A 17,449-nucleotide genomic window follows, 5' to 3' on the forward strand; every position below is an offset into this window, starting at 1 on the left:
CGTATCCCGCGCGGGCGTCTAGAAGAACGTCGTGACGGCGGAGTCGAGGGCGTCGCGCATGTCCGGGTCATCCGTGATCGGGCGCACCAGCGCCATACGGCAGGCGGCCAGCGGGGCCACCCCGTTGGCAATCAGCGATGCCGCGTACACCAGCATGCGGGTCGAGATACCCTCGTCCAGACCGTGCCCCTTCAGGTTGCGGGCGCGCTCGGCCACACTGACCAGTTTCCCGGCCATCTCCTCGTTGATCCCGCCCTCGTGCGCCACGATCCGCGCCTCGGTCTCGTGATCGGGGTAGTTGAAGTCCAGCGCGCCGAAGCGCTGCTTGGTGGACTCCTTCAGATCCTTCATCAGGCTCTGGTACCCGGGGTTGTAGGAGATCACCACCTGAAAGTCCGGGTGCGCCTCCACCATCTCGCCCTTCTTCTCCAGGGGCAGGACGCGGCGGTTGTCGGTCAGCGGGTGGATGACCACGGTTGTGTCCTGACGCGCCTCGACGATCTCGTCGAGATAGCAGATCGCACCATGCCGTGCCGCCTGGGTCAGCGGGCCGTCCTGCCAGCGCGTTCCGTCGGCGTCCAGCAGGTAGCGCCCCACCAGATCCGACGCGGTCATGTCCTCGTTGCAGGCCACGGTGATCAGGGGCTTGCCCAGCTTCCACGCCATGTGCTCGACAAAGCGCGTCTTGCCGCAACCGGTCGGTCCCTTGAGCATCATGGGCATGCGCACCGAATAGGCCGCCTCGTACAGCTCCACCTCGTCCGCGGTCGGCTGGTAGTACGGCTCTTCGGTGATCAGGTGATCGCGTAGTTCGTCCTGCATCTTTTCGACTCCTCAATCAGAAAGGCCGGGGCAAGCCCCGGCCGCCGGAACGCAGCCCTCAGTCGGGCCAGATCCGCTCGGGATGCAGTTCGGTTCCGGTGTTGTCCGCCTTGGGCGTCTTCTTTGCCGCCGGCTTATTCGCTGCGGCCGACTTCCGGCTGGTGGACGTGGACTGCGCCGATGCGCCGGACTTGCGCGTGGCGGCCGGCTTCTTCCGTGTGGTCGTGCGCTTGCGCGCCGGTGCCTTGCGGGTTGTGGTGGCCGCCTTCTTGGTGGCAGCGCTCTTGGTGCTGGCCGCGGCCCGCGGCTGGCTGCTCGCCGGCTCCTGGCTGGTGTCCTTCTGGGCCGAGGCTTCGGGCTTGGCGGCCGCGTCCTGGCTCTTGTCCTTGTCCTGATCCTCGCGTGCACTGCGCACGCCGGCTGCCAGCTTGTCTTGCAGATTGCTCATTGCGACACCTCCTCGATGATGGCTTCGATCTCCGACGCCGCGGCCTCGCCGGGCTTGCCCAGATCAAAGACGGAACAGCCCTCGAGCGCCGAGCGCCGATAGATGGCCCGCCGGCGCAGCGTCTGCTCCAGGGCGGGGATGTCAATCTCCATCAGTGCATGCTTCATCGCGCGCGACAGCGCACTGCGGACCTCGAGCTGATTGACCACGATAAACGGGCGCAGGCTAGGGTTCTTGAGGCGCGCCTCTTCCAGCCCCCGGCCCATTCGGACACTGCCCCACAGATCGACCGGAGACGGCAGCACGGGGATCAGCACCTCGTCGGAGGCTGCAAGCGCGCCGTTGACCGCACCGCCCTCCAGGGTCGGCGGGCAGTCCACCACGATGTGCTCGTAATCCTTGCGCAGCGCTTTCAGCTCCCGATCCAGGGGACCCGCTACCGCGAAGACCGATGCGGGGAACGGCCGCTCATCCGAGGCCATGCGGGCCCACTGGGCGGCCGAGCCCTGCGGGTCGGCATCGACCACCAGGGTTCGACCCCGGCGCGCCAGCCCGGCGGCCAGATTCATGGTCAGGGTGGTCTTGCCGGTACCGCCCTTCTGATTGACTACCGCGATTACCCTCGAACCCACGCAACAGCCTCCTGCGGAAGGGGCCGGGACGGACCCGGCCCGTCAAGTATGCCCCCGGCTCAGCCGGTGGTGGCAGCGGCCAGGCGATCGACCTCCAGGGCAAAGGCCTTGTCGCCCTCTCCCAGTTGTTCGCCGTCTCGGGCGTCAATCGTGATGTTCACGTACGTGGTTCCGAAGCTGATGTTCGGATGATACCCGTCCTGTTCGGACAGCTCGGCCACGCGGTCGAGAAACTCCCGGGTGATGCCGTAGCGCTCGAACGTGAACTGCTTGCTCATGGACGCCGAGGTCCCCTTGCCGGGCTCCCACCCGGCCGGAACCACCAGATCGGTATCCGCCATTGCCTACTCCGCTCGTCTTGCCGCGTCCGCGTGCATCACGCGGGACTGCCCTGGGCGTCGATCTCGCGCACGTGTTCCAGCTCATCCTCAAGGATGCTCTCGAACAACGCGGCATCGTCCACCGCGCCTACGCGCCGGCAGTAGACAGCCGCCTCGTCATACAGACGGACTGCCTCCATCTCCAGCTCGCGGTTGCGGGCCATCAGCTCGGCCATGGAGCGGCCAAGCCGGACCGGCGCCAGCTGGCTGCCGTTCGGGGCGACCCCGTAGTGAAACATGCGGGTCATGAAGCGATCCGCATGATCCAGCTCTTCCTGGGCATCCCGACGCAGGCAGTCACTCACGTCATTCATGCCCCACATCGCGGTCAGCCGCGCCTGGGCCAGGTACTGCTGCACCGCCGACAGCTCGTGCGCGACCGCGCGGTTCAGGTATCCCACGATCCGTGGATCGGACATGGATGTCGCCTCAGCTGGCCGAACCGCTGGCGGTCGGGGCCGTCGGCAGGATGCCTTCCACTTCGGAATGCACGCGCGCAATGATGTGCGCGGCCACCAGGCCGTCACCCACGCGTTCGCAGGAATCCGCACCGGCACGCACCGCGGCGTTCACGGCACCGGTTTCGCCACGGACCAGCACGGTCACGTAGCCACCACCCACGAACTGACGACCGATCAGGCGCACTTCGGAGGCCTTGGTCATCGCATCCGCGGCCTCGATGGCCGGGACCAGACCGCGGGTCTCGATCATGCCAAGGGCCACACCAGAAATTTCGCTAGCCATCATCTACCTCTTCTTGAAAAAAGCCGCCGGGACCCCCAGCGGGACCCGACGGCGTTCGACTACCGCGAGTTACGGCTTTTCCGGGAGGATGTTTTCCACCTCGGAATGGACGCGAGCAATGATGTGCGCGGCCACCAGGCCGTCACCCACGCGCTCGCAGGAATCCGCGCCGGCACGCACCGCGGCGTTCACGGCACCGGTTTCGCCACGGACCAGCACGGTCACGTAGCCACCGCCCACGAACTGACGACCAATCAGGCGCACCTCGGAGGCCTTGGTCATCGCGTCGGCGGCTTCGATCGCCGGCACCAGACCACGGGTCTCGATCATGCCGAGGGCCACACCAAAGTTTTCGCTAGCCATTACTCAACTCCTATCAAGCGTTACAGATGAATTACTTTTCAACCTGCTCGGGCAGGATGCTTTCCACTTCGGAATGCACGCGGGCGATGATGTGCGCGGCCACCAGACCGTCACCCACACGCTCGCAGGAATCCGCACCGGCGCGCACGGCGGCGTTCACGGCACCGGTTTCGCCACGGACCAGCACGGTCACGTAGCCACCACCCACGAACTGACGACCGATCAGGCGCACTTCGGAGGCCTTGGTCATCGCATCCGCGGCTTCAATCGCCGGCACCAGACCACGGGTCTCGATCATGCCCAGCGCCACACCAAAACGTTCAGTTGCCATTGTCTTCTCTCCTGGAGTTACAGTTTTTCAAAAAATGACGCTCACGCCGCCTTGCGGGAACCAGCAGAGCGCTGTGCATCGGTCTGGTCTCGTCCTGCCTCGTCCTTCGACCCTTCCGTCTTCTTTCCACCATCGTCCCAGTGGTCGATGATGCCGCCGATCGTCAGATCGGTCTGAATACTGTTGTCGTCCAGCGCGTAGCGCGCGGCCGAGCCACTGATGGTGAACACCCAGTTGCCCGGATGCGCCCCGACCGTGTCCACCGCCACGTTCAGGGCCCCTTTCTGGTCCACCAGCACGCGCAGCGACATGGTCTTCAGCCCGTCCACGCGACGGGTCACCACCAGTTCGTCCTGCACCTGCATGATTTCCATGGAGCTACTGCTCCTCCCAGTAATCGATGATCCCGACGATCGTCGCGTCACTGGGATAGGACTTGTCACCGGCCGCCTCGCGCGCCGCCGAACTCCCCACCACAATCACCCAGTCACCGGGTACGCAGCCAACCGCGTCCACCGCGACCGTACGCGGTCCCCCGGCCTTTTCCTGAACCACCAGCAACGGCCGGTGCCCCAGATCGCGGATGCGGTTGGTCGAAACCAGCGTCTTCTCAACCTTGCAGATCTTCATTCCCGTTCCCGTGTGCGTCAGGCGGCCAGCGGTTCCAGTCGGCTGCCGCTACGCTTGTCGCGGATCACCATATGGCAGCCGATCAGGCCCTTCTCGGCGAGGTCCCGATAGCGAGCCATGATCTGGTCGCGGATGCGACGGCACCGTGCCTCCACCCGTTCCCGCGATCCGGGCACCTTGCGGTCGTAGCGGTAATGGATCACCACCGGCACCGGCAGGCCGCGCTCGACATTCAACTTCCGAAAAATCTTGTTCACCCCGACGTCCGTCCCTTCGGAGCCTTCTTCCATCGTCTCCAGGTGCGCGAAGTATGCGAAGTTGCGCACCTGCATCTCCTCGATCTCCTGGCCGACGATGATCACGCGTTCGCGGTGGCCCACGTCGGCGTAGTGCCCGCCGTGGTAACGCGCCACATAGTCGAGCTGCGAGATATTGTTCAGCAGCAGCCGCGAAATCAGCCGCAGCATGCCCTCGTGCGGGGCCCCGTTCCCGCGTCCCCAGCCCTGCTGGTGGATCGTGTCCTGAATCGCCTGGTACACCCGCAGCGACGCCGCCTGTTCGTCCAGTCCCTGCGTCTCGCGGTATAGCTGTGCACTGTCCACGAAGCGGTACAGGCTCATCCGCGTGTCGGCGTCCGGGATGTGGATCTTCACCGCATCGGTATCCGTATCCACGCCGATCAGCAGGGTGTCGACCGAGGCCCCACAGCAGTAGGTGTTCTCGATCGCCTGGCGAAACGCGCGCAGCTGGTGCAGTGCGCCATCCGCCGCGTCCCGTTCGCTGTTCCCGTGCGCCGCACAACCCTGGTGCATCGGATCCGCGCCACTGTAGTGGTAGGCCGCGATCTTCAGATAACGGCTGGGGACATCGGCCGTCGTCGGCCGCCCCTCGCGGAAGCGCAGCAACTCGCGCTTGGTCCAGTGGCGCACATCCTCCTCGATGTCGAATTGCGCGCCGGCATAGCTCTTCACCCGTACCGCCAGATCCGGAAGGCGCAGGATGAAGCGCCGCAGGCCCAGCAGACGGCCATCGGAACAGGGCGAGATGTCCACCTCGTGGAAGTCGCAGTCGAGGAAATACGCAATCGCGCTCTCCGCTTCCGCGACCAGGTCATCGCGACCCGCCCAGTACTCATTCACCACCTGGTCGAACAACTCGAACGTCCCGTGCAGGTACAGCTCGCGGGTGTCCAGGTCGTTGATCCACGCGTCTTCCAGCGCCTTCTCCGGCAGGCGGTAACCCAGCTGCTCCTGCACGATCGCCTGGGCGCGGTCCTCGAAGTCACGCTCGTGTTGCAGCGCATGCACTTCTTTCAGGACCGGCACCAGCTGCGCGAAGCGCTCGCGGAACCCCCGCTCGAAGGCATGCAGCCGCTCGTTCATCGCCACATCCGCCAGCGGGTGGCCCGGCTGCAGCTCGCGCGTTGCCTCCATACCGGACGAGCCGGTGGGGGCCGCCGATGGCACTGCGGACACGGGTGCCGCCGGCGCCGGGGACGCCGCGCGCGCAGCCACCGCCCGGGACTTCGCGAACCGCGAGCCCGGGGTGCTGTTCTTGCGACGACCTCGCACCATGGCGTCCTGTGCCCTCGCCCGGCCTTAGCCGCGCGCCCCGCCGGACAGCGTCACCAGGGAACCGGCGTCGCTGTTCCCGGAGGAACCCGTGATCTTGCTCGGCGGCACGTCCTTGCGCTCGAGTTCGCGATTCACGTAGGCACTGCGGCCCTCGCCGCGCGGATTGCCCTTCTGCGTCGCATTGCGGCGCGTGGAAAAGCCCTCGGTGCCGGTGACCCGGTCGCCGCGCTGCCAGTCATCGCCGGTAATGGATACGCCGTTGCTGCTGCCGTTCACGGTCACTCGGTCGGCCCCGACCTTCTGACCTTCCTCCACCGGGGCCGCCGCGACGGCCTGCTGGCCGCCGTTGTAGCGGAACTCCTCGGTACCAGAGACCAGCCCCATGGCCTTGTTGATCGAACCGGTCAGGCGCCCGCTCGTGCCATAGGCCGTCCCGGTAACGCGCTCGCGGCGTTCCGCTGCCGACCGCGCCGGCGTCGCCACGCTGAACCCGGCATTCGGCATCGGACGCTCCGCAACCTGCGGTGCCGGCTGCGCCGGAGCCGCAGCCTGCATCCCTTCCGGGCGCAGACGGGGATGCAGACTGCCGGCCGCGCTGGCGCAGGTCTGGGCGAACTCGTTGGCACCCACATACGGGGCACCGGAGACGTCCTGACAGGCACCGCGCTCGGTACCGGTCACGCGTGCGTCGTAGCCCGGCTGGCTTCCGGAGACCGGATGCGCCGGGGTCGAATGACGTTCGGCCACGCGGGACTCGGCGACCCGGGCATCCTGCGTGTCGCAGAACTGGTCGTACTGGTCGGGCCCGATGTACGCCGTGCCACTCACCGGCTTGCAGGCGCCGTATTCGTCACCCGTCACGCGGGCGGAACGACCCACCGCAGTGCCGGACACCGACTGCTGGTTCCAGGTACGACCGACCGTCACCTTTTCCGGCGCCGCATCCGGACGCTGGCCGCCGCAGAAGGCGTCATAGTGCTCGGAGCCGGCGTACTCGGTGCCGGTGATCGGCTTGCAGCCGCCGTACTCGTCACCCGTCACGTGGATGGAATGGTCCACCTGGGTACCGGACACCTCGCGACCGCGCAGGGTATGCATCACGCCGACCTTGGGCACGCCTCCGGCTGCGGGGCGATCACAAAGATCCCCGAAGTCGGACTTGTTGTAGTACGGCGTACCGGTCAGCGAGGCACAGGAACCGCTCTCGTCGCCGGTGACCTTGGGGCTGCGGCCCACGGCCACGCCGGTCACGCTCTGGTCTTCCATGGTGTGCGACTCCTGGACCTTGGCCGGCGCCGGTTCCGGGCGGGTACCACAAAACCCCTGGAACTGTTCGGTGCCGAGATATTCCGTTCCGGTAACCGGCTTGCAACTGCCGTATTCATCACCCGTGACCTTGACGGAGCGCCCGACTTCGGTACCGGTCAGTTCACGACCGCGAAGGGTATGCATGACGCCGACCTTCATCGGCGCTCCGTTCGGCTTTCCCGTGTTGCAAGGGACCTCGCTGGCGGCGGTGTTCAGGTACTCGGTACCGGTGACATCGCGGCAGGACCCGGACTCGTCGCCGGTCACCTTGGGGCTGCGCCCGACCGACGTCCCCGACACACCTTCACCGTGCCGCGTCACCATCACGCTGGTGCGCGTCGGACCCGCCTGCGGACGGGTGCCGCAGAAGCCTTCGTACTGCTCGGTACTGAGGTATTCGGTACCGGTGATCGTCTCGCAGGAACCCCGCTCGTCACCCGTCACGCGGGTCGAACGCCCGACCTCGGTCCCACTCACGGACTGGCCATGGGAGGTATGCGAGGTGCCGACCTTGGGCGGATTGCCCGCCGGGCGCACGCCGCAGTAGCGCTCGTAGTGCTCCAGGCCCAGGTACTCGGTACCGGTGATCGACGAGCAGCTGCCCGCCTCGGTGCCGGTCACATGGGAGGTACGCTCCACCTGGGTGCCGCTCACGTGGCTGCCCGCCAGCGTGGTGCCTTCCTCGACCTTCGGGGGTGCGTCTCCCTCGGCCGGACGCGGGCGCCCACAGGGGCGGCCCGGCTCGGAGGACCCACGCCCCAGCTTGCAGAGTTCCTCGCGCCGCTGGCGCGCGACCTCGCGCGTGGACATGCCCTTGCGCTTGGCGGCCTTCCAGGCACCTTCCTGCGGCAGCGCGCCACGGGCCTGGCCACTCTTGAAGCGGCGACGCAGGGCCTGTTTGCCGTTCTGCGCCATGGCATCGCGGCGGGCCATGCAGATCGCACGGACCTCGGAAATCATCGGGTGCGGACCGGCGGCCTCGCCTCCGGACTCGACCTTCTCGCACAGCTGATCGAGACCGCTCTCGACCACGGCGTTCTCCTGGGACGGGGCCGTGTCGCGGGCCTCTTCACGCCCGGACTTCTCGCCCTTGCAGCCGCAGCCGCAGTCTTTCTTCGCATCGCTGCGCTCGAAAGCGGTCGGTTCGGTGCCCTTGATGCGGTCTTCCCGCCGGGGCTCGGGCGCCATGGCCTTCTTGCCGTCGGTCGACAGGGCCTGACGACGCAGCCGACAGATCTCGCGGCCGCTCATGTTCGAGCAGTCGACCTCGACGTTCTGCGACTGGGCCAGCGCTTCGAGCTGGCGTGAACGGTCGGCGCCGGCGCGCGCCAGGCCACCGGAGGCCTGCGCTCGCGTATGGGTACGGCCCACGGCCTTCTTGCCCTGGCGCGCCATCTTCTGGCGGCGCTCGAGGGCGGCCTGCCGGCCGTTGGAGGCACCCGCGTGCGCGCCCGGCTCGGGGCGGCGCTCGGGGGTAGTGTCGCGGGTCTCGAAGGAGACCGGCGACGACGATTCGCTGGAGTGCGTCTCCGGCTCCCGCGCCTGGGGTGCCGGGGCGGGTTCCGCTTTCGCCTGGCGCGCCTGTTGCGCGGCCGCGGCGGAACGGCTGTTCCCCTTGTTTTGGCCGGTCGACTTCACGGCAGCCTTGCCATTACGAGACATGGCCTTGCGCCGTTCCAGGGCACGTTCGCGCCCCGAGAGACCTTCAGACGCAGATGTCGGATTACTCATGGCACTTCCTTACAGTTGGCGGCAGCAACGGTAAATAACGCTGAACTGAACTGCCGGGCCCGCAGCCGGGCCCGGCAGACACCGGGGTCTCTCTTAACGACCGCGGTCGACCACGAAGGCCATGCCCTGACTCTGGGCGTAGTTATCGTAGGCAATGAAGCGCACCATCATGCCCGGGTTGGAGCGACGGCATTCTTCGATTTCCTGAAGGACCGCTTCGACGGACTGTTCGCCGAAGAACGGCAGCTTCCACATGTACCAGTAATGGGACATGGCGTTTTCCTTCTCGGAATATTCCACGGCCGGATTCCAGCCCTGGGCGAGGCAGTATTCAATCTGCTTGCGCACCTGGTCGGCGTTCATCTCGGGCAGGTAGGAGAAGGTCTCGTACTTCTGTACCGGCTTGAAGTTCTGAATATCGGACATGTCGGTAATCCTATGCTCTTGTTCTGTCAGGGCGCGGGCGACCCGTCAGGCCGCCCGCACTCGGGCGATCACTTGTGCTGGGTATCCAGCTTGTCGACGGTATCGAACTCGAACTTGATCTCCTTCCAGGTCTCCATCGCCACCTTCAGCTCGGGGCTGTGCTGGGCGGCCTGGGTCAGGATCTCCTTGCCTTCCTTTTCGATCTCGCGACCTTCGTTACGCGCCTGCACACAGGCTTCCAGCGCAACGCGGTTGGCCGTCGCACCCGGGGCGTTGCCCCACGGATGGCCGAGCGTACCGCCACCGAACTGCAGCACGGAGTCGTCGCCGAAGATGGAAACCAGGGCCGGCATGTGCCAGACGTGGATACCACCGGAGGCCACGGCGAACACGCCGGGCATGGAGCCCCAGTCCTGATCGAAGAAGATGCCGCGCGAGCGGTCTTCCGGCACGAAGGATTCGCGCAGCAGGTCGATCCAGCCGAGCGTCGCGGCGCGGTCGCCTTCCAGCTTGCCGACCACGGTACCGGTGTGCAGGTGGTCACCACCGGACAGGCGCAGGATCTTGGCCAGCACACGGAAGTGGATACCGTGCTTGGGATGGCGGTCGAGCACCGCGTGCATGGCACGGTGGATGTGCAGCAGCATGCCGTTGTCGCGGCACCAGTTGGCCAGGCCGGTGTTGGCGCAGAAGCCGCCGGTGATGTAGTCGTGCATGATGATCGGCGCGCCAATCTCCTTGGCGAACTCGGCACGCTTGTACATCTCTTCCGGGGTCGGCGCGGTGACGTTCAGGTAGTGACCCTTGCGCTCGCCGGTTTCGGCTTCGGCCTTTTCGGTCGCTTCCTGCACGAACTCGAAACGATCACGCCAGCGCATGAACGGCTGCGAGTTGATGTTCTCGTCGTCCTTGGTGAAGTCGAGGCCGCCACGCAGGCACTCGTACACGGCACGGCCGTAGTTCTTCGCGGACAGACCCAGCTTCGGCTTGATGGTGCAGCCCAGCAGCGGACGACCGTACTTGTTCATCTTGTCGCGCTCGACCTGGATACCGGAAGGCGGACCACCACAGGTCTTCACGTAGGCCATCGGGAAGCGCACGTCTTCCAGGCGCAGGGCACGAATGGCCTTGAAGCCGAACACGTTGCCGACCAGCGAGGTGAACACGTTCACCATCGAGCCTTCTTCGAAGAGGTCGATCGGGTAGGCGATGAACGCGTAGAAGGACTCGTCGTCACCCGGGACGTCCTCGATCATGTACGCCCGACCCTTGTAGTAATCCATGTCGGTCAGGAGGTCGGTCCACACCGTGGTCCAGGTACCGGTGGACGACTCGGCCGCCACAGCGGCTGCCGCTTCTTCGCGGTCGATGCCCGGCTGCGGGGTGATCTTGAAACATGCCAGCAGATCGGTATCCAGCGGCATGTATTCCGGCATCCAGTATGTTTCGCGGTAATCCTTGACACCCGCGGAGTACTTCTTGGCGGCCATGTGGCTTTCTCCTACGCGTTGGTTAATCGTGACGGTCGACTAGATTAGGGAGGGCAATCACTAATAACAAATAAATAATCTAGATACGACCAATAGACTATCGTTTATATAAAAGCCGGGCAGCGGGAGGGCCGCTGACCGGCAGGGGTTCGGTTCGCAGCGGCGCGGCCAGACCGGAATCCGTCGCTCGCGCCGCAATGCGGATTGCGATTGTAGTCCAAGACCGTAGTCCGTGCATGCCTTTGTCGCGACGGATTGCACAGACGGCTTCACCGACCGCCCGGACCCCGACGCCCGGGTCGGGGCGGACGGCTTCAGGAAGCGGCGTCCGCAGCGGGCTCGGCGCCGCTGGCCGCCTGGTGATCACGGGCCAGGTAGAGGTAGATGGCCGGCACCACAAACAGGGTGAACAGCGTGCCAATCGCCATGCCGCTGGCGATCACCAGCCCCATGGCGAAGCGCGAGCCGGCGCCAGCCCCGGCGGCCATCAGCAGCGGCACCATAGCCACCACCGTCGCCGTGGTGGTCATCAGGATCGGGCGCAGACGCAGGGACGCGGCCTCCTCGATGGCCTCGCGCAGGCTGCGCCCCTGACGCTGCAGCTGGTTGGCGAACTCCACGATCAGGATGCCGTGCTTGGCGATCAGTCCGATCAGCGTCAGCAGGCCGACCTGGGTATAGATGTTCAGCGAGGTCACCCCGAGGCTGATGAAGATCAACGCCCCCGCGATCGACATCGGCACCGTGGTCAGGATGATCAGCGGGTCGCGGAACGACTCGAACTGCGCCGCCAGGACCAGGAAGATGACCAGCAGGGCAAAGAAGAAGGTGACCACGAGGTCCCCGCCCTCGGCCTTCAGCTGCCGCGACTGGCCGGCGTAGTCGACACTGACGTCCGGCGGCAGGACCTCCGCGGCGATCTCGTCGATGATGTCCAGCGCCTCACCCAGGGTCACCCCCGGGCGCGGGACGCCGGACAGCGTCACGGCATTGAGCTGCTGGAAGCGCTTCAGCGACCGCGGGGTCACCGTCTCCTCCAGCGTCACGATGCTGGACAGTGGGATCGGCTCGCCATCGCGGGTGCGGGTGAACAATTCCTCCAGCTGCTCCGGGTTCAGGCGCTCGCTGCGCTGCACCTGCGGGATCACGCGGTAACTGCGGTTCTCCATCGCGAAGCGCCCGGCAAACCCACCGGACAGCATGGTCGCGAGATCGGCATTCAGCGTGGCCATGTCGATGCCGAGCTGCGCGGCGCGCTCGCGGTCAATCTTCAGATCCACCTGGGGCTGGTCGAAGTCGAGATCGGTATCCATGAAGATGAAGCGCCCGGTCTCCATCGCACGCTCCTGGATCTCGCTGGCGAACTGCTCCAGTTCCTCGAACGAACCGGTCGACCCGAGGACCACGCTGACCGGCGCGCCATCGCCCGGGGTGGGCAGCTGCGGCGGCTGGATGGCGAACACCTCCAGCGCCGGGATCCGGTCCAGACGCGGCTGCAGCTCTTGCTCGAGGATGGTCTCGGTATCCCGCTCGCGCTGATCCCAGGGCGCGAGCACGAAACCACCCAGGGCCTGGTTGCTGGCACCGGCGATGCCCGGGCCCCCACCGAAGCCGTTCACGATGAAGATGTTCTCGAGTTCGGGGATCTCGTCGAAGAAGCGATCGGTCAGCGCGGTGTTGCGCTCCAGCCAGTCCAGGCCCATGTAGGCATCGCCCTCCATGATGGAGAACGCGAAGCCCTGGTCCTCCGGCGGCTCCAGCTCGCTCTGCGAGGTCACGAACAGGAAGTAGCAGGACACCAGCACGATGGCCCCGAACACCGCAATGGTGAAGCGGTCGTTCAGCGCCCCATGCAGGCGCCGGCGATAGCGGCCCTGCAGGGACTCGAAGCGCGCATCCAGCCAGCTTTCGATGCGCCCGCGCCTCTCCACGGCCCCATCGCGCAGGATCTTGGAGCACATCATGGGCGACAGCGTGATCGCGACGATCCCGGAGATGACCACGGTCGCCGCCAGGGTGAAGGCGAACTCGATGAACAGGGTCCCGGTCAGCCCGCCAATGAAGCCCAGGGGCAGGAACACGGCCACCAGCGTGGTCGACATCGCGACAATCGGCCAGGCCAGCTCGCGTGCACCCTGGATCGCCGCATCCATGCGCGACATCCCCTCCTCGATATGCCGCGAGATGTTCTCCAGCATGATGATCGCGTCATCCACCACGATGCCGATCGCCAGCACCATTGCCAGCAGCGTCAGCAGGTTCAGCGAGAACCCCATCAGCAGCATCAGCATGAAGGTGCCCACCAGGGACAGCGGCACCGCCACCGCGGGAATCAGCACACTGCGCAGCGAGCCGAGGAACAGGTAGATCACCACCAGGACGATGGCCAGGGCGAGCCCGATAGTGAGCAGCACCTCGTCGATCGCGCTCTGGATGTAGTCGGTCGAGTCGTAGACGATCTCGCCTTCCAGCCCCGACGGCAGCCGCGGCAGGATGCGCTCGTCGAAGACGTCACGCACCTCGGCGATCACGTCCAGCGCGTTCGCGTCCGGCGCCAGCTCGATGCCCACGAAGGTCGCCGCCTGGCCATTGAAACGCACCGAGGTGTCGTAGCTCTCCGAGCCCAGCTCGACCTCGGCGACATCGCCCAGACGGACCAGGTCGCCGTCGGCCTCGAACAGGATCAGCTGCTCGAACTCCTCCGGGCGCTGCAGGTCGGTGTCCGCGGTCAGGTCCAGCCCGACCATGGAGCCGCGGGTCTGCCCCACGGCGGAGAGCACGTTGTTGCGCTCCAGGGCCTCGCGAACGTCGCGCCCGGTTACGCCGAACGAGGCCATACGGTCGGCATCCAGCCAGGCACGCATGGCGAAGCTCTGGGCGCCCAGGATCTCGGCCCGCTGCACCCCGTTGACCGTGGCCAGCTCCGGCTGCACCTCGCGGATCAGGTAGTCCGTGGTCTGGTTGTTCGATAGCCGTTCGGAGTAGAACGACATGTACATCGCCGCCACGTCCTGCCCGACCGAGAGATCCACGACAGGGTCCTCGGCCTCGGCCGGCAAATCGCTGCGGATCTTGTCGACCTGCGCCGAGATCTGGGTGAGCGCCTCGTTGGGGTCGTAGTCCAGCTCCAGGTGGGCCTCGACGATACTGATGCCGGCACGGCTGGTGGAGACCAGATAGTCGATCCCCTCGGCCTCGGCCACCTCGCGCTCCATCGGCGTGGTGATAAACCCCTGCACCAGATCGGCATCGGCGCCGATGTACGCGGTGCTGATGGTCACCACCGCGTTCTGCACCTCGGGGAACTGGCGCACGTTCAGATCGAATACCGCGCGCACCCCGAACAGCAGGATGAACAGGCTGACCACCGTGGCCAGCACCGGCTTCTGGATAAAGATGTCGGTAAAGCGCATGGCCGGGCCCCGCTCAGCGATTCGCCGGGCGCGGATCGCGCTCGGCGTCGGGCTGGGCGTCCTCGGTGATCTCCACCGGCGTGTCGTTCTGCAGCTTCAGCAGCCCGCTGGCGGCAATGCGCTCGCCCGGCTCCAGTCCGTCCAGCACGCGCACCAGGTCACCCCGGCGCTCGCCGGTCTCGATCAGACGCTGCTCCACCCGCAGCTGGCCCTCGTCATCCTCCTCGATCACGAACACCGACTGTCCCCAGGGGGCGAAGCGGATCGCGGTCTGCGGCGCCACCACGGCCTCCTCCGCCTCGCCGCGATCCAGCGTGACGCGGGCGAACTGGCCGGAACGCAGACGCCCCTCCTCGTTCGCGAGTACGGCCTGCACGCGGAACATGCGCGAGGCCGCGCGAACCCGCGGCTCGATGGCCGTCACCTCGCCGGTGAAGGCATCACCGAAGGCATCCACCTCCACCTCGACCTGCTGCCCCAGGGCGACCTCGCCCAGACGCCGCTCGGGCAGGGTGAAATTCACGTACAGCGGCTGCAGGGCCTCGAGGACCACGATCGGTTCGCCGGGACCCACGAACTGGCCGACGTTCACCTCGCGTATGCCCAGCTCCCCGGCAAAGGGCGCGCGCAGGCTCTTCTGGCGAATGCGGGCCTCCTGGGCCTTCACCGAGGCGGCGGCCTGCTCGGCCTCCGCCACGCGCCGCTGGAACTCGGAGTCCGAGATGTCGTTGCGCTCGATCAATCCGCGCGCTCGCTGCAGCTCGCGCTGCGCCAGGCGCTCGGCCGCGCGCAGATTCTCCAGCTCGGCCTCGTCCAGGGTGGTATCGAGATCCACCAGGGGATCGCCGGCCTCGACGCGGGCACCGTTCTCGAAATGGATGGCCTGCACGATGCCCTGCGCCTCGAAGCTCAGGGTCGCGCCCTGGACCGCCTCCAGACTGCCGATCGCGCGCACCCGCGGGGTCCAGGTATCGGTCGCGACCTCGGCGGCATTGATGGTGACCACCGGCTCCGGCATATCCTCGAAGTACTCCGCGATCTGCTGATCCACGAAGGCCTTGAAGCCGAAGATACCGCCCAGCACGATGGCGACCGCCACCAGCATCAGGATGAAACGCTTCATCGAAGTCTCCCGGGCCGGCGGGGCGACCCCCGTCGGCGTCATGAATATGCGCGGTCGGGTCAGTCCGCCGCGTTCGAGCCGTCATCGGCGATCTGCTCGCCGATCCCGGCCGCGCGCAGCGACGCCCGCACACGGTCGGTCTCGGCGCGCACCACCGCGGGCTCGTCCGGATCCAGTCGCGGCTCCCAGCGCCAGCCGGTCATCAGGGCGTGGAAATGGCGGATCAGGTGGTCATAAGGCCGATGGATGTCATAGGCATCCAGCAGGCCCCGGGCATTGGCCAGGCTTTGCATCCCCACGTTCAGCGCCCAGGGCCCCAGCCCCATCTCCTCCTCGGAGATCTCCCGCGCCGGCGGCAGGTCGCCACGCTCGCGGGCCTCGGCCACTACCGCGTGGACCGCCTCGCTGATCGGACGCCCCGCCTCCAGCAACGCCTCGCGCCGGGCCACCGAGACATTCGCCCACACCACCTCGGTCACCAGGTACTGGGTAAGCCGGTAGTAGTCCGGATTCTGCGCGGCGAAATCGATATCGGTCAGAACGATCGCCAGCATCCGCGACCGCGTGCCCAGCGTCAGCCCCGGGATGGCCCGGAATCGCCCGGCCCGCTCCCGGGTCGTGCGCGCCGCCACCGCCGCCAGCAGGTCCTCGCGGGACTCGAAGTGCTGGTACAGGGTCCCGGTGGCGTACTCGCAATCCGCCGCCAGCTTCGACATCTGCAGGCCCAGCAGCCCGTCCTCGCGGATCCGTTCATGGGCCCGTTCGATAAACAGCGCCTCGCGCGCCTCGCGCTCGCGCCTTCTGCGATCCTCGGTGCTCATGGCGGGCAGCATATCGAACCCAAGCCGATTTTTGAACCGGATTCACAAATCGGCCCAATAAAGGCCGGGGACCTGGCCCCGGCCCCATTGGCGGAGGGTCAGCCCGCCCCGCGCAGCAGGCGTACGATCGCGTCGGCCACACTCTTGCTGGACTGCGGGTTCTGGCCCGTCACCAGCTTCCCGTCAACCACCACGTGATCCGCCCAGTCATCGGCGGTCTCGACCTCGCCACCCAGCTCCTGGAGCTTGTCCTGCAGCAGGAACGGCATCGCGCTGTCCAGCTGCACCGCCTTCTCCTCGCTGTTGGTAAAGGCAGCCACCTTGCGCCCCTTCACCGCCGAACTCCCGTCGGCCAGCATCGCGCCGACCAGGCAGGCCGGGCCGTGGCAGACCGCACCCACGACCTTGTCGTTCTCCAGGAACTCCGCGACCAGGCGCTGCACATGCGGGTTGTCCGGCAGATCGAACATGGTCCCGTGCCCGCCAGGGAAGAAGATCGCGGCATAGGCCCCGTGATGCATGTCCGCATCGAGTGCGATCGTGTCGTCCAGGGCCTCCTGGGCCGCCACGGCGGCCGACCCCGGATGGCTGGCCTCCAGGCTCTTCGGATCCAGCGGCACCGGTCCGCCCTTCGGGCTCGCCACCTTGACCTCGAAACCGGCCTTGCGAAAGCGATCATAGGGCTCGGCGAACTCGTCGAACCATACGCCGGTCGCCTGGCCCGGGCCGATCTCGCCGTGGCTGGTGACGACCATCAGTATTGTCTGGCTCATCCCGATACCTCCTTTGCGTCCATGTCTGTGGTGGACTCACCGGAAGGTCACAGGTTCCTGGCACCCACCCGCTGCATGGGTGCGCGAAGGCAAGGTAAGGTCCGGCGGAGGAAGGCCCGGGCGGGGCTCGCCATCCAGCGGGCCCCGCCCGGGAATCAGACCCGGTAGTACTCGCGATACCAGTCCACGAACCGGGCGATGCCGTCTTCCACGCGGGTGGCCGGGGCATAGCCCACATCCTCGCGCAGGGCCTCGACATCGGCGTAGGTGTCCGGCACATCCCCCGGCTGCAGCGGCAGCAGGTTCTTCTCGGCCTTCCGGCCCAGACAGTCCTCCAGCACCTCGATGTAGCGCATCAGCTCCACCGGCTCGTGGTTGCCGATGTTGTAGAGCCGATAGGGCGCGGCACTGGTGGCGGAATCCGGCTCGGCCCCGCTCCA

General features: G+C 66.6%; 18 protein-coding genes and 1 pseudogene. All 19 read right to left on the reverse strand.

All coding sequences use genetic code 11. The annotated features are described in order from the left end of the window. Window positions 1–18: 18 nt before the first annotated feature. Entirely contained in the window at window positions 19–822 is an 804-nt protein-coding gene (locus tag D105_RS0104970; protein ID WP_018877703.1) for a CbbQ/NirQ/NorQ/GpvN family protein, read from the reverse strand. Between the two features lie 58 nt (window positions 823–880). Continuing rightward, the gene (locus tag D105_RS0104975) at window positions 881–1,270 is read right to left on the reverse strand and encodes a hypothetical protein (protein ID WP_018877704.1); all 390 of its coding nucleotides are present in this window, start codon (window positions 1,268–1,270) and stop codon (window positions 881–883) included. Further along, window positions 1,267–1,902: a ParA family partition ATPase gene (gene parA / locus D105_RS0104980; RefSeq protein ID WP_018877705.1), complete on the reverse strand. Its 636-nt coding sequence runs from the start codon at window positions 1,900–1,902 to the stop codon at window positions 1,267–1,269. Before parA ends, D105_RS0104975 begins: the two co-directional genes overlap by 4 nt. A 59-nt stretch (window positions 1,903–1,961) precedes the next feature. Continuing rightward, window positions 1,962–2,243 carry a 4a-hydroxytetrahydrobiopterin dehydratase gene (locus D105_RS0104985; RefSeq protein ID WP_018865980.1) on the reverse strand — a complete coding sequence of 94 codons (282 nt, stop codon included), beginning with the start codon at window positions 2,241–2,243 and terminating at the stop codon, window positions 1,962–1,964. Window positions 2,244–2,278: 35 nt separating this feature from the next. Next, on the reverse strand, window positions 2,279–2,701 hold the full coding sequence (locus tag D105_RS0104990; RefSeq protein ID WP_018865979.1) for a bacterioferritin: 423 nt from the start codon (window positions 2,699–2,701) through the stop codon (window positions 2,279–2,281). Between the two features lie 10 nt (window positions 2,702–2,711). After that, window positions 2,712–3,026, reverse strand: a complete 315-nt coding sequence (locus D105_RS0104995; RefSeq protein ID WP_026181393.1) for a BMC domain-containing protein — start codon at window positions 3,024–3,026, stop codon at window positions 2,712–2,714. A 69-nt stretch (window positions 3,027–3,095) separates the two neighbouring features. Continuing rightward, the gene (locus D105_RS0105000; RefSeq protein ID WP_012982276.1) at window positions 3,096–3,389 is read right to left on the reverse strand and encodes a BMC domain-containing protein; all 294 of its coding nucleotides are present in this window, start codon (window positions 3,387–3,389) and stop codon (window positions 3,096–3,098) included. A 31-nt stretch (window positions 3,390–3,420) separates the two neighbouring features. Continuing rightward, window positions 3,421–3,720 carry a BMC domain-containing protein gene (locus D105_RS0105005; RefSeq protein WP_012982275.1) on the reverse strand — a complete coding sequence of 100 codons (300 nt, stop codon included), beginning with the start codon at window positions 3,718–3,720 and terminating at the stop codon, window positions 3,421–3,423. A gap of 41 nt (window positions 3,721–3,761) precedes the next feature. Further along, complete coding sequence (locus tag D105_RS0105010; RefSeq protein WP_017940627.1) at window positions 3,762–4,094, reverse strand: carboxysome peptide B; 333 nt, start codon at window positions 4,092–4,094, stop codon at window positions 3,762–3,764. Window positions 4,095–4,098: 4 nt separating this feature from the next. Then, on the reverse strand, window positions 4,099–4,350 hold the full coding sequence (locus D105_RS0105015; protein WP_017940626.1) for a carboxysome peptide A: 252 nt from the start codon (window positions 4,348–4,350) through the stop codon (window positions 4,099–4,101). A gap of 17 nt (window positions 4,351–4,367) precedes the next feature. Continuing rightward, entirely contained in the window at window positions 4,368–5,783 is a 1,416-nt protein-coding gene (locus tag D105_RS0105020; protein WP_018877706.1) for a carboxysome shell carbonic anhydrase, read from the reverse strand. A 165-nt stretch (window positions 5,784–5,948) separates the two neighbouring features. Beyond that, a complete protein-coding gene (locus tag D105_RS0105025; RefSeq protein WP_018877707.1) occupies window positions 5,949–8,894 on the reverse strand; it encodes a CsoS2 family carboxysome shell protein in 2,946 nt (981 codons plus the stop codon). A gap of 162 nt (window positions 8,895–9,056) precedes the next feature. After that, complete coding sequence (locus D105_RS0105030; protein ID WP_018865976.1) at window positions 9,057–9,389, reverse strand: ribulose bisphosphate carboxylase small subunit; 333 nt, start codon at window positions 9,387–9,389, stop codon at window positions 9,057–9,059. A gap of 68 nt (window positions 9,390–9,457) precedes the next feature. Then, on the reverse strand, window positions 9,458–10,879 hold the full coding sequence (locus D105_RS0105035; protein ID WP_018865975.1) for a form I ribulose bisphosphate carboxylase large subunit: 1,422 nt from the start codon (window positions 10,877–10,879) through the stop codon (window positions 9,458–9,460). Between the two features lie 314 nt (window positions 10,880–11,193). Further along, window positions 11,194–14,292 carry an efflux RND transporter permease subunit gene (locus D105_RS0105040; RefSeq protein ID WP_018877708.1) on the reverse strand — a complete coding sequence of 1,033 codons (3,099 nt, stop codon included), beginning with the start codon at window positions 14,290–14,292 and terminating at the stop codon, window positions 11,194–11,196. 13 nt (window positions 14,293–14,305) lie between these two features. Then, window positions 14,306–15,415: an efflux RND transporter periplasmic adaptor subunit gene (locus D105_RS0105045; protein WP_018865973.1), complete on the reverse strand. Its 1,110-nt coding sequence runs from the start codon at window positions 15,413–15,415 to the stop codon at window positions 14,306–14,308. A gap of 59 nt (window positions 15,416–15,474) precedes the next feature. Next, window positions 15,475–16,248 (reverse strand): TetR/AcrR family transcriptional regulator, encoded by a 774-nt coding sequence (locus tag D105_RS0105050; RefSeq protein WP_018877709.1) that lies wholly within the window; start codon window positions 16,246–16,248, stop codon window positions 15,475–15,477. An 86-nt stretch (window positions 16,249–16,334) separates the two neighbouring features. Continuing rightward, the gene (locus D105_RS0105055; RefSeq protein WP_026280412.1) at window positions 16,335–17,009 is read right to left on the reverse strand and encodes a type 1 glutamine amidotransferase domain-containing protein; all 675 of its coding nucleotides are present in this window, start codon (window positions 17,007–17,009) and stop codon (window positions 16,335–16,337) included. A gap of 155 nt (window positions 17,010–17,164) precedes the next feature. After that, window positions 17,165–17,449 (reverse strand): annotated as a pseudogene (locus D105_RS0105060) (capsular biosynthesis protein CpsI); the annotation flags it as partial.

The organism is Thioalkalivibrio sp. ALE28, from assembly GCF_000377425.1.
Taxonomy (GTDB): Bacteria; Pseudomonadota; Gammaproteobacteria; order Ectothiorhodospirales; family Ectothiorhodospiraceae; genus Thioalkalivibrio.

Bases quoted from the DNA above. Each gene is read 5' to 3' on its own strand.
- D105_RS0105010 (WP_017940627.1), bottom strand. From the start codon at position 4,094: ATGGAAATCATGCAGGTGCAGGACGAACTGGTGGTGACCCGTCGCGTG.
- D105_RS0105035 (WP_018865975.1), bottom strand. From the start codon at position 10,879: ATGGCCGCCAAGAAGTACTCCGCGGGTGTCAAGGATTACCGCGAAACA.
- D105_RS0105045 (WP_018865973.1), bottom strand. From the start codon at position 15,415: ATGAAGCGTTTCATCCTGATGCTGGTGGCGGTCGCCATCGTGCTGGGC.
- D105_RS0105000 (WP_012982276.1), bottom strand. From the start codon at position 3,389: ATGGCTAGCGAAAACTTTGGTGTGGCCCTCGGCATGATCGAGACCCGT.
- D105_RS0105040 (WP_018877708.1), bottom strand. From the start codon at position 14,292: ATGCGCTTTACCGACATCTTTATCCAGAAGCCGGTGCTGGCCACGGTG.
- D105_RS0105015 (WP_017940626.1), bottom strand. From the start codon at position 4,350: ATGAAGATCTGCAAGGTTGAGAAGACGCTGGTTTCGACCAACCGCATC.
- D105_RS0105030 (WP_018865976.1), bottom strand. From the start codon at position 9,389: ATGTCCGATATTCAGAACTTCAAGCCGGTACAGAAGTACGAGACCTTC.
- D105_RS0104975 (WP_018877704.1), bottom strand. From the start codon at position 1,270: ATGAGCAATCTGCAAGACAAGCTGGCAGCCGGCGTGCGCAGTGCACGC.
- D105_RS0104970 (WP_018877703.1), bottom strand. From the start codon at position 822: ATGCAGGACGAACTACGCGATCACCTGATCACCGAAGAGCCGTACTAC.
- D105_RS0105020 (WP_018877706.1), bottom strand. From the start codon at position 5,783: ATGGAGGCAACGCGCGAGCTGCAGCCGGGCCACCCGCTGGCGGATGTG.
- D105_RS0105005 (WP_012982275.1), bottom strand. From the start codon at position 3,720: ATGGCAACTGAACGTTTTGGTGTGGCGCTGGGCATGATCGAGACCCGT.
- D105_RS0104985 (WP_018865980.1), bottom strand. From the start codon at position 2,243: ATGGCGGATACCGATCTGGTGGTTCCGGCCGGGTGGGAGCCCGGCAAG.
- D105_RS0104990 (WP_018865979.1), bottom strand. From the start codon at position 2,701: ATGTCCGATCCACGGATCGTGGGATACCTGAACCGCGCGGTCGCGCAC.
- D105_RS0105055 (WP_026280412.1), bottom strand. From the start codon at position 17,009: ATGAGCCAGACAATACTGATGGTCGTCACCAGCCACGGCGAGATCGGC.
- D105_RS0104995 (WP_026181393.1), bottom strand. From the start codon at position 3,026: ATGGCTAGCGAAATTTCTGGTGTGGCCCTTGGCATGATCGAGACCCGC.
- D105_RS0105025 (WP_018877707.1), bottom strand. From the start codon at position 8,894: ATGTCTCGTAATGGCAAGGCTGCCGTGAAGTCGACCGGCCAAAACAAG.
- D105_RS0105050 (WP_018877709.1), bottom strand. From the start codon at position 16,248: ATGCTGCCCGCCATGAGCACCGAGGATCGCAGAAGGCGCGAGCGCGAG.